16 protein-coding genes are annotated in these 13,904 nt (G+C 56.2%); 4 read left to right on the top strand and 12 right to left on the bottom strand.

The window, feature by feature from the left end:
* Positions 1-105: 105 nt before the first annotated feature.
* Positions 106-726 carry an FKBP-type peptidyl-prolyl cis-trans isomerase gene (gene fklB / locus GSQ70_RS03575; protein ID WP_158781212.1) on the bottom strand — a complete coding sequence of 207 codons (621 nt, stop codon included), beginning with the start codon at positions 724-726 and terminating at the stop codon, positions 106-108.
* A 183-nt stretch (positions 727-909) separates the two neighbouring features.
* On the opposite strand from fklB, the gene GSQ70_RS03570 reads away from it, so the two are divergent.
* Positions 910-1,584, top strand: a complete 675-nt coding sequence (locus tag GSQ70_RS03570) for a LysM-like peptidoglycan-binding domain-containing protein (RefSeq protein WP_199257219.1) — start codon at positions 910-912, stop codon at positions 1,582-1,584.
* Positions 1,585-1,687: 103 nt separating this feature from the next.
* On the opposite strand, the gene rplI is transcribed toward GSQ70_RS03570, so the two are convergent.
* Genes rplI through rpsF form a run of 4 tightly spaced genes read right to left on the bottom strand, consistent with a single transcriptional unit; the run spans position 1,688 to position 3,131 of the window.
* Positions 1,688-2,140 (bottom strand): 50S ribosomal protein L9, encoded by a 453-nt coding sequence (rplI, locus tag GSQ70_RS03565; protein WP_158781208.1) that lies wholly within the window; start codon positions 2,138-2,140, stop codon positions 1,688-1,690.
* Positions 2,141-2,179: 39 nt separating this feature from the next.
* Complete coding sequence (gene rpsR, locus GSQ70_RS03560; protein ID WP_002210155.1) at positions 2,180-2,407, bottom strand: 30S ribosomal protein S18; 228 nt, start codon at positions 2,405-2,407, stop codon at positions 2,180-2,182.
* Between the two features lie 4 nt (positions 2,408-2,411).
* On the bottom strand, positions 2,412-2,729 hold the full coding sequence (priB, locus tag GSQ70_RS03555) for a primosomal replication protein N (RefSeq protein ID WP_158785195.1): 318 nt from the start codon (positions 2,727-2,729) through the stop codon (positions 2,412-2,414).
* Positions 2,730-2,735: 6 nt separating this feature from the next.
* A complete protein-coding gene (rpsF, locus tag GSQ70_RS03550) occupies positions 2,736-3,131 on the bottom strand; it encodes a 30S ribosomal protein S6 (protein ID WP_158781206.1) in 396 nt (131 codons plus the stop codon).
* Positions 3,132-3,497: 366 nt separating this feature from the next.
* Between rpsF and GSQ70_RS03545 the strand changes: the two genes are divergently transcribed.
* On the top strand, positions 3,498-3,707 hold the full coding sequence (locus tag GSQ70_RS03545) for a hypothetical protein (RefSeq protein ID WP_158781204.1): 210 nt from the start codon (positions 3,498-3,500) through the stop codon (positions 3,705-3,707).
* 39 nt (positions 3,708-3,746) lie between these two features.
* On the opposite strand, the gene yjfP is transcribed toward GSQ70_RS03545, so the two are convergent.
* The gene (yjfP, locus tag GSQ70_RS03540) at positions 3,747-4,496 is read right to left on the bottom strand and encodes an esterase (protein ID WP_158781202.1); all 750 of its coding nucleotides are present in this window, start codon (positions 4,494-4,496) and stop codon (positions 3,747-3,749) included.
* A gap of 173 nt (positions 4,497-4,669) precedes the next feature.
* Here yjfP and GSQ70_RS03535 point away from each other — a divergent pair, with 173 nt between their 5' ends.
* Positions 4,670-6,604, top strand: coding sequence for a methyl-accepting chemotaxis protein (locus GSQ70_RS03535; RefSeq protein WP_158781200.1), 1,935 nt, complete (start codon positions 4,670-4,672; stop codon positions 6,602-6,604).
* Positions 6,605-6,657: 53 nt separating this feature from the next.
* Positions 6,658-6,984: a biofilm peroxide resistance protein BsmA gene (gene bsmA, locus GSQ70_RS03530; RefSeq protein ID WP_158785194.1), complete on the top strand. Its 327-nt coding sequence runs from the start codon at positions 6,658-6,660 to the stop codon at positions 6,982-6,984.
* Here the strand turns inward: bsmA and GSQ70_RS03525 are convergent.
* Genes GSQ70_RS03525 through GSQ70_RS03500 form a run of 6 tightly spaced genes read right to left on the bottom strand, consistent with a single transcriptional unit; the run spans position 6,958 to position 13,754 of the window.
* Positions 6,958-8,589 (bottom strand): isovaleryl-CoA dehydrogenase, encoded by a 1,632-nt coding sequence (locus tag GSQ70_RS03525; protein WP_158781197.1) that lies wholly within the window; start codon positions 8,587-8,589, stop codon positions 6,958-6,960. The two genes, bsmA and GSQ70_RS03525, sit on opposite strands and share 27 nt — an antisense overlap.
* Before the next feature lie 46 nt (positions 8,590-8,635).
* Complete coding sequence (locus tag GSQ70_RS03520; RefSeq protein ID WP_158781195.1) at positions 8,636-9,811, bottom strand: anaerobic sulfatase maturase; 1,176 nt, start codon at positions 9,809-9,811, stop codon at positions 8,636-8,638.
* Positions 9,808-10,161 carry a DUF202 domain-containing protein gene (locus tag GSQ70_RS03515; RefSeq protein ID WP_158781193.1) on the bottom strand — a complete coding sequence of 118 codons (354 nt, stop codon included), beginning with the start codon at positions 10,159-10,161 and terminating at the stop codon, positions 9,808-9,810. Before GSQ70_RS03515 ends, GSQ70_RS03520 begins: the two co-directional genes overlap by 4 nt.
* Positions 10,151-10,498 carry a YidH family protein gene (locus GSQ70_RS03510; protein WP_158781191.1) on the bottom strand — a complete coding sequence of 116 codons (348 nt, stop codon included), beginning with the start codon at positions 10,496-10,498 and terminating at the stop codon, positions 10,151-10,153. The genes GSQ70_RS03515 and GSQ70_RS03510 overlap by 11 nt, the downstream gene beginning before the upstream one ends.
* Before the next feature lie 44 nt (positions 10,499-10,542).
* The gene (locus GSQ70_RS03505) at positions 10,543-12,042 is read right to left on the bottom strand and encodes a sulfatase-like hydrolase/transferase (RefSeq protein WP_158781189.1); all 1,500 of its coding nucleotides are present in this window, start codon (positions 12,040-12,042) and stop codon (positions 10,543-10,545) included.
* A complete protein-coding gene (locus GSQ70_RS03500) occupies positions 12,042-13,754 on the bottom strand; it encodes a solute:sodium symporter family transporter (RefSeq protein WP_158781187.1) in 1,713 nt (570 codons plus the stop codon). Before GSQ70_RS03500 ends, GSQ70_RS03505 begins: the two co-directional genes overlap by 1 nt.
* Between the last annotated feature and the right edge of the window lie 150 nt (positions 13,755-13,904).

Here is a 13,904-nt window from a genome sequence, read left to right as displayed (position 1 = left end):
AATCATTGAGTTAATAATGTGATACATAATACCAAAAATATTATGTATCGCATTTAAGAAGCAGCGGAGTTTCACTCTCCACTGCGTCCTGCCAGCTGGTTGAATTTACAGAATTTCCAGCAGCTCAACTTCAAAAATCAATGTACTGAAAGGGGGAATTGAGGCACCAGCACCGCGCTCACCGTAGGCGAGATTCTGAGGAATAACCAGCTCCCATTTGGAACCCACCGGCATCAACGTCAACGCTTCGATCCAGCCCGGGATGACGCCACTGACCGGGAATTCAGCCGGTTCGCCACGCTGTACGGAGCTGTCGAACACGGAGCCATCGATCAACTTGCCAGTGTAATGAACACGAACGCGATCCTGACGGGATGGGATTGGGCCTTCACCCTGAGAAATCACGCTGAACTGCAGGCCGGATTCGGTGCTGCTCACGCCTTCACGCTGACTGTTCTCTTCCAGGAATTTCTGACCTTCAGCGGCCATCTCCTGCTGACGCTCTCGACGAACGGCATCGGCACGCTCGTGGACTTCGCGCAGCGCACGGTGCACCACATCAACAGGTACTGCCGGAGCGTTCCCTTCCAGCGCATCGCGCAGACCCGCCAGCAATGCTTCTGGCTGCAGACCCTGCAATCCAGATTCCAGCAGCTGCTGGCCAACCTGTAAACCGATACCGTAACTTGCTTGCGCTTCTACGCTGTCAAAAGAAGGGGTAGTCATGGATTTTCCTTTCATCATTGATAAAACCGAAGACGAAGCATAACAGCGCAGGCAACGGGCGTAAAATGCCATCTTCTTTAGGTGACTTTTCCCCGGCAAAAGGAAACAATACCCGAATCCCGGTGACGGAATTAACTCCGCACGGACAAGGGTTTATCAGCTATATTTTATATCGAGGTCAACATGGGCCATCTTGCCCGCAGGCGACGGAAAAGCCAGCCGCTTTCTCTAAACGGTTTATTGCAACGGTTAGCGAAAAGCTCACTATTTGCGCGAGGTTCGCGCCAGGAGGATGACGCCATGCCCAAAGCGTCTTCAGCAGCACGAGTACCGCAACTGTTCAGCAAGATCTGGCATCTGCCGGATTCGGTGAGCTGGATGGATCCCCTTCCACCTTTCCACCGCCGCGGTATCATTCTTGCCGTAGTGGTCATTTTGCTGGCTTTTCTCTGGCCTTCTCCTGCTCCTCAGCAGGCCGCAAGACCCGTGAACGCCGGACACTCAACGGGAACCAACATTCCAATGCAGGCTGAGCTGAGTGAGAGCCAGCCGGACACCACCGCCCGACAGCCCGCTCAGCCGTCTGCCGATTCACAGGGGCAGTGGCGGAGCTATCAGATCGCTTCGGGCCAGACGCTGGCGCAGCTGTTCCGCGACAATAATCTGCCGGTAAATGACGTATTCGCAATGGCGCAGGTCGAGGGGAATGACAAGCCGCTCAGCAATCTGCAAACCGGGCAGGCAGTGAAAATCAGGCAGAATGCTCAGGGGGTGGTGACCGGATTAACCGTTGATACCGATAACGGCCAGATCCTGTTTACCCGTCAGCCGGATGGATCTTTCATCCGCGCACAGTAAGTTTTTTCCTGCGGCTCACGGGCGCAGGAATCGGGCAATCTTTCTGTGCACAAAAACAAAAACGCCGGCACGAGGCCGGCGTTTTTATTCGTTACTGTTGCACTTAAGCTTCAGAAACGATGCTTACAGTCAGCTTCGCGAAAACTTCGCTGTGAACCTGGAAGTCCACTTCATGCTCACCGGTATTACGCAGAACGCCGTTCGGCAGACGCACTTCGCTCTTGGCCACTTCAACGCCAGCTGCAGTTACAGCGTCAGCGATGTCGCGGGTACCGATGGAACCGAACAGTTTACCTTCGTCGCCTGCTTTAGACGCGATGGTAACGGTGCCCAGTGCGTTGATTTTCTCAGCGCGTGCGTTAGCCGCAGACAGAACGTCAGCCAGTTTGGCTTCCAGATCTGCACGACGTGCTTCGAAGAACTCAACGTTTTTCTTGGTAGCAGGAACAGCTTTACCCTGTGGAACCAGGAAGTTACGAGCGTAGCCCGCTTTAACGTTAACCTGATCACCCAGGCTGCCCAGGTTTGCTACTTTATCAAGCAGAATAACTTGCATTACCTTATCCTCTTAAAGTCGTTAATAGACAGCGGCCGATTACTGATGACGATCGGTATATGGCAGCAGGGACAGGTAGCGAGCACGCTTGATGCAGCGAGCCAGCTGACGCTGGTATTTTGCACGAGTACCGGTAATACGGCTCGGAACAATTTTACCGCTTTCAGTAATATAGTTTTTCAACGTTGCGATATCTTTGTAATCAATCTCAACAACGCCTTCCGCTGTGAAACGGCAGAACTTGCGACGACGGAAATAACGTGCCATTTGGCTAGTCTCCAGAATCTATCAATTCAATCTGCTCGGCATGCAACACCGTTTTGTTCAGTCCATTGCGACCTTGATGGCTGCTAATAAAACCTGAAACGGTTAGAGGCGTGCCGACCGTTATACTTTGAGTAATGGCCTGATGGGCTTTGCCGCTGATAATCACCGGCATCCGACACCAGGCTTGCCGGGTAAAACCGGCTTCCACCTGCTCCGAACGGTGCTCAAGCACGAACTGGCAGTGTGGAATACCTGACGGGCTTACTTTACGCATCGGTGTCTTGCACACAGTGCCAGACAACGTCAGCCGATTAGCCGTCACGGTCAATTACTCTTCAGAATCCCCAGCATCTGCATCATCAGAGGTTTCGTTAGAGAAATCTTCACGACGGTCACGTCGCTCATCTTTCGCTTTAACCATCGGAGATGCTTCAGTTACCGCGTGCTTAACGCGCATAACCATGCTGCGGATAACGGCGTCGTTGAAGCGGAAGTTAGTTTCCAGCTCATCGATCGCTTCCTGCGGAGCTTCAACGTTCAGCAGAACGTAGTGGGCTTTGTGCAGTTTGTTGATCGGGTAAGCCAGCTGACGGCGGCCCCAGTCTTCCAGGCGGTGGATCGTGCCTTCTGCACCAGTGATGGTGGCAGAGTAACGCTCGATCATGCCAGGAACCTGTTCGCTCTGGTCAGGATGAACCATAAATACGATTTCGTAATGACGCATCGAATTTGCTCCTTACGGATTATTCAGCCTCCTGTCAGGGTCAGCCGCGGCCCATGGAAGCAAGGAACGTGTATGTTTGTGCGGCCGAAAAATTGACGCATAATCATACTGTCGTCGGGGGGATAACACAAGGCAAAGTCACAGGGGAGGGGAAACTATTTGTCATTTTCCAGGCCATTCTGGTGAGCATTCCGTGCTAATGGATAAAGATCATCCACTTAGGTGAAATATCGTTCAAATTTCCTGTTCGAAATGAGCAAGAATTACTAATACCTTTTAGCGGAGGGCGGACTAAACTAGAGAAGTTGCTTATGACACGACCCTGACGTCCGCGTCAGATGTATTACCTGATTGTGGAGTTGAACCATGAAAACCATCGCAATCGCCACTCTACTCGGTCTCTTCCTTTCCACGTCCGCCCTTGCCAGCAATTCTGGTAACGCGCAGCAGGTGAAAAGCTACACCAGCAAAGCGGCGAACAGCTACGTCTTTGTTAACCGTATCGCGTCTCCGATTGATAAGTCAGCCACTAAAGTGCCGACCACTGCCGCAGAGCAGCTTTCGAAACAGCTGTAGAAGCCTGGCAAAATAAAAATTCGCCCCGCCAAAACAGAGCTATAAATGATGTTTAAAGAAAGTCACTAATGCCTCCAGCGCAGGCGGTGTAATGCGATGCCCGATACCTTTCTCAGTGATGTACGTCAGATGGGTATCGAGTTTCGCTTCCCGCAGCGCCTTTTCCAGCCTGACGCTCTCCGCGAGAGGCACCACCTCATCCGCTTCACCGTGCCAGATCAATAGCGGCCGATCGGCAATATTCTCCAGCCTGCTGCTGACATCATAGTCAGCCAGCGGGGCCGTGCGCTCTGCAAACTCTCTCTTCTGATCTGGCGTTTTCGCCACCAGCGGTGGGAACAACGTGTGGCACAGCGAGGTGAAATAACCCGATCCCATCATGCAGGCAACGCTGGCAAAATGGGGGTTCCGCGCCATCGCGCCCAGTGCGGTCATACCGCCCATTGAAGCACCCGCCACCGCAATACGCCGCCCATCAATCAGGTTTTGTTCCCGCAGCGCGGCCTCCAGCAGCGGTACTTCATTAATATTGCTGCGCAGGATTTCCCAGAAATGGCTGAAACGGTATTCGGTCTCCCCGTTGTAGCGTGCACCGTGCAGATCGGCATCGGGCAGCACCGCGCGGAATCCGGCTTGCGCCAGCGCCACACCGAAGTAGGAATAGACCTCTTTAGACGAGGTAAAGCCATGATAAAAGAGGATGGTTGGCAGAGGATCGTGACGTTTACCGGCCGGAGTAGCCTGCAGGCAATCAATACCGGCAAAAGTCCCGGTGATCATTTCAATCATGATATCTCCCTGATTTTATGATTTGAGTCAGCCCCTGAGCAGGGGTTTAACAACGCACTACACTGAGTTTAAGGTCAGGATCCTTAGCCTGCTCACAAAATTAAGAACTAAATGTTTCAGCCGCATTGCCGTTAACCGTTATAACCCATCGTATAAATATAATGAGCCTGCCAATGAAACTTTTATCTTTTCGCCGCTGGAGCCTGGGGGTCAAGCTGTCTGTGATCACCTCGGCAACCGTTGCCATTCTGTTCCTGATCCTGACGCTGGCACTGACCCAGAACGCCGCAAAACAGCTGCAATCGCTGACGCTGGAAAATATGGAGAACCAGGTCAGCGGCATCGGCGATATGGCCTCTATGTTTAACAGCACGCTGAGCGAAGAGGTCGCCAACTATACAGCGCTGTTCCAGAGCTTTTTGCCGAAGCGTTTTTCCCTTGATGACTCGCAAATCATCGCCGTGGGCGATGAGCAGACGCCAACTCTGCGCGCCGGGCTGAAAACGCTGAACCTGGATCAGGTGCTGGTGGACGACTTCCAGCAGAGAACAGCGGCCATCTCAACCATCTTTGTGCGCATGGGCGATGATTTTGTCCGTGTCTCCACCTCTCTGCGCAAACAGGATGGTGAACGTGCCATTGGCACCCGCCTGGATCACAGCAGCCCGGCCTGGAAGCGGGCGCTGAACGGGGAGATTTACCAGGGGGTCAGCATGCTGTTTGGTAAACGCTATATCACTCAGTATCAGCCTGTTAAAGACAGCTCCGGCGGCGTTATCGCCATTCTGTTTGTCGGCGTCGACATCACCAGGCAATATGCATTAATCCGCGATAAGGTGCTGTCGAAAACACTGGGCAGCAGCGGACGATTCACCGTGCTGAATAACGCCGAAGGTAAAAATCGCGGGCAGTTTGTGTTCCATCCCTCCGAAGAAGGCAAGCTGCCCACCTGGCCGGACTCGCTGCAGCAGCAGTTATTAAGCCAGAACAGCGGTACGATTGAAGCGCCCGATCAGAGCGGTAAAATGCAGATCATGGCCTGGCAACATCTGCCGGACTGGAACTGGATCATCCTGGGTGAAGTGGATAAAGCCAGCCTGCTGGCTCCAATCCGGCATACGCGCAATCTGTTCCTGTCGCTGGGGGCCGCACTGGTACTGCTGTTTGCTTTGAGCTTTGTGCTCACCACCCGCCGCTGGCTGAGCAGGCCGCTGCAGCAGGTCATCGAGCTGGCCCGCCACTACTCCGCAGGCAACCTGCAGGCCACGCTGCACACTCGCCGTCATGATGAGGTGGGGCAACTGATTGTGGCCATCAACGGCATCGGCGACGGCCTGGACCGCATTGTCTCTGAGGTCCGCGAAGCCGCCCAGGATATCAGCAGCGGCACTGATTCCATCGCGCTGAGCAGTGAAAACATCAGCGAGCAGATCACCCGACAGGCCAGCAGCGTGGAAGAAACCTCGGCCAGCATGGAGCAATTGAGTGCCACCGTTGCGCAGAATGCTGCCAACGTTTCGCAGGCGCTGACGCTGGTCGGTGAAGCAGCCAGCGCGGTACAGAATGGGGGAGAAACCGTTTCGCAATCCGTGGTGACGATGAGCGACATTAAAAATGCTTCGCAGAGCATCGCCGACATCACCCAGGTCATTGAATCCATTGCATTCCAGACCAATATTCTGGCGCTCAATGCCGCGGTGGAAGCCGCCCGTGCGGGTGAGCATGGTAAAGGGTTTGCGGTGGTCGCTGCTGAAGTGCGGGCGCTGGCTCAACGCAGTGCACAGGCGGCCAAAGAGATTGATGGCCTGATCGAAAACTCACTGAGTAAAGTGGTTCAGGGGCATGACCTGTCTGAACAAACCCGTCAGGCGATGGAGGATATCGTCGGCCGGATTGATCAGGTTAAGGTGCTGATGAGTGAAATCAACGTTGCCTCGAAGGAGCAGTCTGCGGGAATTGGCCAGGTGAATCTGGCGATGAACCAGATTGGTCATGCTACCCATCAGAGCAGCGAGCTGATTGGCAACTCTGAACAGACAGCGCAGGAACTGAGTCGCAAGGGCCGCCACCTCACCCAGCTGGTACAGGTATTTACGGTAAAAGCTTAAAAAAAAGCCGGGATAGCTTACACTTCAGGCTATCCCACTGCTGAGACACGATGATGCGCCGGTTACTGCCTTTGTTGTTCACCCTGCTGCTTGCAAGCTGCAGCCAGTTTAAAACGCCCCCCGAACCACCGCCACCAGCAGGGCCGAAGGCTCAGGAGATCACCCGGGCGCAGAGTACGGCCCTCAACCGGCTGGGAACCATCAGCGTTACCGTGCGCGGCTCGCCTGACGATGCAGAACGGGCCATCGCCGATAAGGCTAATGCCGCCGGGGCTACCTGGTATGTTATCCAGATGGTCAGCGAAACGGTAATGCCCGGCAACTGGTACTCCACGGCGATCCTTTATGGCCCGTCAGTTCCCGCCACCGGCGCGAAGTAACAGCCGCTCACAGACTTTTTCCGTCAGGGTACTGGCGCCGCGCGGATCCAGCATCTGGCGGCACCAGGCATCGGCAATCCCCGGTTCCAGGCTGGTCATCACCTCCACGCTGCTGGCAAGAGTAAACAGCGTTTCACAAAGGTGACGCGCCTGCCCCTCCTGCGGTTTGCGTAACATCAGCTTCAGCTGTCGCCAGCGGCTGTCAAAATGCCGGTTCTGCCCCTTCACCACATCAAACTCTCTGGTCAGCAGTTCCAGAGTGCCCGGTTGCCGGGTCAGCACCCGTAACACATCCAGGCACATTACGTTTCCCGAACCTTCCCAGATACTGTTGACCGGCATTTCACGGTACAGTCTCGGCAGCTCGCTCTCTTCGCAGTAGCCAATGCCGCCGAGCACTTCCATCGATTCGGCCACAAAACCCATACCTCGCCGGCAAACGGCGAATTTAGCCGCCGGGGTAAACAACCGGCTGAAGATTTTCCCCTCTTCCTCACTCACCGATGACCAGGCCCGTGCCAACCGGAACAGCATTGCCGTCTGCCCTTCCAGCAGCAGCGCCTGAGAGCTGAGCACCTGGCGCATCAGCGGCTGATCGACCAGGTTTTTACCCAGTACCTGCCGCTGATGAGCATGATACAGCGCAACAGAGAATGCCCGCCGCATCATGGCATGGCTGCCCAGTGCGCAGTCGAAGCGCGTGTAACCCCCCATTTTAAGGATCTGCCTGACGCCCTCGCCCTCTTCGCCGATCAACCAGCCGGTGGCGGCAAAAAATTCGACCTCGCTGCTGGCATTTGAACGGTTGCCCAGCTTGTCTTTCAGCCGTTCGATATGGACAGCATTACGCTCACCGTCCGGCAATATCCGCGGCAAAAAGAAGCAGGAAATGCCTCCCTGAGCCTGAGCAAGAACCAGATGAGCATCACTTTGCGGCACCGAGAAAAACCATTTGTGGCCGGTGAGGCGATAGGCTGCGCCACTTCCCCGCCCGGCCACGGGTTCTGCCCGCGTGGTGTTGCTCAGCACGTCAGTCCCGCCCTGCTTTTCGGTCATCCCCATGCCAATCAGCAGGCCGCGCTTAAGGCTGCCGGATTGCAGATGTGGGTCATAACGATCGGAAAGCAGCGGCTGCAGCCAGTCACGAAATTCAGCAGGCAGGTACTTTTGTAGCAGCGGAATGGCACCAAAGGTCATCGTCACCGGACAGAGAGTGCCCGCCTCGACCTGAGCATGAAGGATAAAGCGGGCGGTACGGGCAACAAATGCCGCAGGAGGAGGCTGTTCCTGCCAGGGAAGGTTGTGCACGCGGTTGGCGCACAGGCCCTGCATCAGCAAATGCCAGGCCGGGTGAAAGCGCACGTCATCCAGCCGTTCGCCGCAGGGATCAAAGCGCAGCAGCTCCGGCGGATTGCTGTTCGCCAGACGCCCTAACTCCAGCGACTCAGCGCTCCCTAACTGTTGACCGACCGAAGCCAGCAGATCGCTGTCCCAGCCTGCGCCCTGGCGCTGCACCGCTTCGCGCAGCGGCGTGTCCGACAGAAACAGGTTGCTGTTCGCCAGAGGGCGGGGCTGATTAAATACGCTGTGGGTTTTCCAGTCCATATCTGCACCCTTTCACATTCAGGGTAAGTATGGGAGCCTGGCAGGGTTATGCCTGGCTCTGGTGAGAATTTGTGCAGGGGATCACAACCTGTCCCCGCGAGTCGGTCAGTTCCGGAAACGCTCCCATCAGTTCGGCTGGCGAGCGTCGGCGGCGAATCAAATCACGCATCATCGCCATCCATGGCGCGCTCTCGCGGAAAAAGCGACGATAGCCCTCGCACAGCGCACTTTTTCCGCCGGGTGGCCGGTGTTTTGGGCAGTCACCGTGGCAGAAAGGCCGCTCCCGGCACGTCAGGCATTCCGCTGGCAGCTGCGCCTTTTTGGCCATACCAAATGTGATAACCGGCTGGCTGGTATTCAGCTGACTCAGCGTCGTCTGGTGCAAATTGCCCACAAACCACTGCGGCCCGACAAAATGGTCACACTGGTAGAGGTCACCATTCGCTTCCAGCGCAAAAGCATGGCCACAGGTTTCGCTCAGCACGCACATCTGAGACGGAAAACCATTCCAGATCCCCAGCGTGGATTCAAACAGCTGAATATGGATGCGGCCAATATCCTGCCTGCCCCAGCGCATAAAAACGTCAGTCAGAAAGCTTCCCCACACTTCAGCGGTGACCGATTCCGGCGTCAGATTTCCCGCTGCATCCCACTCCACCAGCGGAATAAACTGCAGCCACGGCGTGCCCAGCTGTCGCAGATACGCATACATTTGCTCCGGCTGCTGGCCGTTAAGATGGTTCACCACCACCATCAGGTTAAAGGCGACCTGATGCTCGCGCAGGCGATTAAGGGTAGCGATCACCCGATGGTGAGACGGCAATCCGCGCCGCGTCACCCGATAACGGTCATGCATCTCTTCCGGACCATCCAGCGACAACCCCACCAGCCACTGATGTTGGTGCAGGAAAGCGCACCACTCATCATTCAGCAGCAGGCCGTTAGTCTGCAGAGAATTGTGGATGCGCTTTCCGGCTGCATAACGCGCCTGCAGCGCCACCACTTTTTTGAAGAACGGCAAACCACAGAGTGTGGGTTCGCCGCCCTGCCAGGCAAACGCCACCTCTTCACCAGGCTGCGCGGCGATATGCTGGCTGATATACAGACGCAGCGTTTCGTCATCCATCACCGGCAGCGCAGGCTTATCAAGATAAAAACAGTAGTGGCAGCTGAGGTTGCAACGCGAGCCTGCCGGTTTCGCCATAACGTGGCAGCCCTTCATCGCAGACCGCCGGACAACAGCTGCAAAAGATGACGGCAGCAAAAGAGCAGTGCCAGCAGCAGCACAGCAAGGGCAATCCCCAGTTTCGCCATCCGGGCTGGCCAGCCGGTGAAATCGTGCGCAATATCCATTCTTCCACGCTGCCGGGTGTAGCCGCACAGCATCAGCCAGATGCCGATCAGCACGGCCATCACGCTCCAGAACGGCGGGCCGGAAAGTTCGCGATGATGCCGCAGCGCCAGGGCCATCAGCACCCCGCAGCCGAGCAGCGTACGAAACCAGGCCAGCGAGGTTCTTTCCGGCTGCAATCCCGGGTCGGCCAGTCGCCGGGCGTGGCGCTTAGCGGGCATGGAGCAGCACACCTGACAGCACTACGGCCGCGGCAACCATCGCCAGTGCCACCAGTTGCAGTATGCGCGTGTAGGGCAAATCTTCCTTCAGCCGCATTGCCCGCTCGTTGCGCAGCCAGCGCAGGTAACCCATCGCCGCCAGCAGCGCGGCAAACAGGCACAGCAGCAGTGCCAGCGCCTGACGAACCGGTGGTGTGGCAATGTCCGGGGCAAACTGGTCCAGCCCCACTCCGGCGGCCAGAAACCCCAGAGCCGTGCGGATCCACGCCAGGAACGTCCGCTCATTCGCCAGTGAAAAACGGTAATCCGGCGCTTCACCAATCCGTGACAGATTCATCTTTTCTCCTTGCTTCGGGGCCATGCTGTCGGCCCCGGACAACCTCAGAACTTCTGTTTTTTCTCTTCCATCTTCACACCCTGGGTCGGCATCCCGGTGTCATAGTCGCGCACCACCGGCGAATAGCCATCCTCCGGACGTGGGCGGAACGGCCCCATCCAGCGCGGCTCTGCATCTGTTCGCCATGTACGACATGCCCACTGATAAGAGCGGAACGGATCGCGGATGCGCTCCATATAATTCAGCAACTGGTCATGCAACTGATTGCGCTCTGTGGCGAAACGGGGATCGTCAATCAGGTTACAGACCTCCTCCGGATCGGCGTCGCGATCGTACAGCTCATCGCTGGTGAAAAGGTTGATCACCAGCTTGAAGCGCGAGGTGACCCAGCAGCGCACCGGAATAAACCCGCCGAAGCTGTCGTGTTCGATTTCGTAACGGTTGAACTCCACCATCACGCCGCGATCCCCTTCCACCTGCAGGAAGTTGCCGCCTGGCAGAATATCGGGCTGCTCAATGCCTGCCAGCGCCATCAGGGTTGGCAGCACGTCGATATGGCTGACAGGTGTATCCACCTGACGCGGTGGCTGCTCACCCGTCGGCGGGCAGACAATCAGCGGCACGCGGGTAATATCGTCATACATCGCGGCCCCTTTGCTGATTAGCTGGTGCGCGCCCATCATCTCACCGTGATCGGAGGTGTAAACCAGCCAGGTGTTCTCACGCTGCTCCGGGGTTAATGCCGCCACGACCTTACCAATCTGGTCATCGACAAAATCGTTGCAGGCAAAATAGAGCGGGTGATGGTAGCGGCCATCCTCACCGACCGGCGAAGGCATGGCATCTGCCCAGAGCTGATGGTGCTCCGGCTTCTTCCGCAGGTCGTCCTGCGCGCGCGGGCCAAGGTCATAATAAAAATCCTCGTACTTGTCGATGTACTCAGCCGGGCAGGTAAAAGGATGGTGCGGCTCATCATAGGAGATCACCATCAGGAACGGCTGTTCTTCCCGTTCCGGACGCCGGACAAAGTCGATCGCCCGTTTGCTGATCCGCCAGGCCCAGGTGAAGGTTTCATCAATATGATGTGCACGGATATCTTCCGCGCTGTTCAGCCCGTTGCGCCACAGCCCAGTTTGCTCCTCGCTCAGCTCCGCCAGGTAGTTAGCGCCATCAAACCAGTAGTCGGCATCCCACTCCGGCGGGCAGATGCCGGTGCCGAAGTAGTCATGCCCGTCGAGATGCCACTTGCCGATAAAACAGGTGTGATAGCCCGCATCCTTAAAGTAGCGCCCCATAGTGCTGATGTTTTTCCCCGGCGCGACGTTGTTGGTCCACGGCCCGGACTGGTTGGCATAAATGCCGGTAAACAGCCCGGCACGCGCTGGCGTACAGACTGGCGTGCAGGTGTAGGCCGAGTTAAAACGAATCCCCTCCTCCGCCAGCGTATCAATATGATTGGTATTCAGCGGCTTGCCGCTGTAACAGCCCACCATATTGGTGGCCTGGGTATCGGTCATGATCAAAACGATATTGGGACGTTGCATCAGTCATCCTTAGCTTGAGAAAGAGGGACTGCAGAAGCCACGCGACGCTGGCGTCGGCTGTCCACAAAGAGGTAAATCACCACACCCGCCACCACCAGATAACAGAACACCGTCAGCAGGTGGCTGTTATAGCCGCCAAACCGGGCAAAGCCGGAATAGACGCCAATCATCGCGAAAAGCACGCCGAAAGAGGCGATTTTGGCGTTTTTCCACGGCGTCATATCCACCGCAAAAGCATCACGGAAGCGGAAAGGCTCCGCCTGCGGCCACAGCCAGCCAATGGTCAGCATCAGCACCACGTTGATACAAAAGGTGAATGCCAGCGTGTAGAGGAAGTGGAAATGCAGATCCACCAGATAGTTGATCACGATATAGCTACAGATGCCGAACAGCAGCGCGGCTTTCGCGGCCACCGCAGGAATACGCGGAAAGAAGAAGCCCATAATGATGATGGTGACCAGCGGCACGTTATAAATGCCGTTCAGCTGCTTCATCCAGGAGTAGAGTCCTTCGGGCGCATGGGCAATCCACGGCGCGACCAGCACCGAAATCACGGTGACCACCAGACCGAACTGACGGCCAACTCTCACCAGTTTCTCTGAAGAGGCGTCCTGATTGATGATGCGGTTATAGATGCCAAGGCTGAACAGCGTGGAGGCGCTGTTAAGAAAGCCGCAGAAGGCGCTGATAATCGCCCCGAACAGCACGGCGCTGAAGAAGCCGATCAGCGGCAGCGGCATCACCCGGTTGACCAGCGCCGGATAGGCCATGTCCGCTGAGGGCAGTTCACGAAACAGGTGGAAGGCGATGATCCCCGGCAGCACCAGGATCAGCGGATCGAGCATTTTCAGCACCGCCGTCAGCAATGCGCCCTTCTGTCCTTCGGCCAGATTGCGCGAGCCGAGCGTGCGCTGCACGATCCCCTGATTGGTACACCAGTAGAAGGTGTTCACCAGCACCAGCCCGGTCAGCGCGGCCCCGATCGGCACCGGATCGTTAGCCCCACCAATCGAATTCAGCATCTCGCTGTGGTCAGTGGTCAGGCGATCCAGCCCTTTCAGCAGGCTGCCATCACCCATCACCATCAGGCCAAACACCGGCACCATCAGGCCACCAATCACCAGGCCGATGCCGTTGATCATATCGGCGATAGCAATCGCTTTCATGCCGCCGATGACCGCATAGAGGATCCCCGACAGCCCGAGCACCACCACCATTGCCCAAATCGAGTCCGACTGCGAAATGCCAAAGGTTTCACTGATATGGAAGATACTGTTAAAAGCCAGTGCTCCGGAGTAAAGCACTACCGGCAGAAAACAGATCCCGGTGGCGATCAGAAAGCAGCAGTCGACGATGATGCGGGTGGTTTTGTCGTAACGCTCTTCAATGAACTGCGGAATGGTGGCAATACCGCGCTGCAGATAGCGGGGCAGAAAGATCAGCGCAAGGAAAATCAGGGGAATAGCGGAGATCACTTCCCAGGCCATGACCGACATCCCGCTGCGGTATGCCTGCCCGGTCAGACCCACCAGCTGTTCAGTCGACAGGTTGGTCAGCATCAGCGAAGCAGCAATAATGGGCGCTTTCAGGGAGCGTCCGGCGAGGAAGTACCCCTGTTGTGACTGGGTGTCAGACTTTCGCAGCTTCCACCAGGTGATAAACGCCACCAGAAAGGTGAAAGCCAGGAAGCTCACAATTTGCTGAATATTCATTTCATGCCCTTAGATTATTATGTCCCGATGCAATAACGGCACAAAGGAATATTGCAGCACTCGGGTCGAGGCGGTTTGAAATCACAGATAACGCATCCTGTTTACCCGACGGAGATTTTTTTTGCTAAATTTCACATTTGGGTTCGCGTC

The organism is Pantoea sp. BAV 3049, from assembly GCF_009765445.1.
Lineage (GTDB): Bacteria > Pseudomonadota > Gammaproteobacteria > Enterobacterales > Enterobacteriaceae > Erwinia.
Note: the sequence above shows the minus strand (reverse complement) of the source record. Positions and strands in the feature narration are given on the sequence as shown.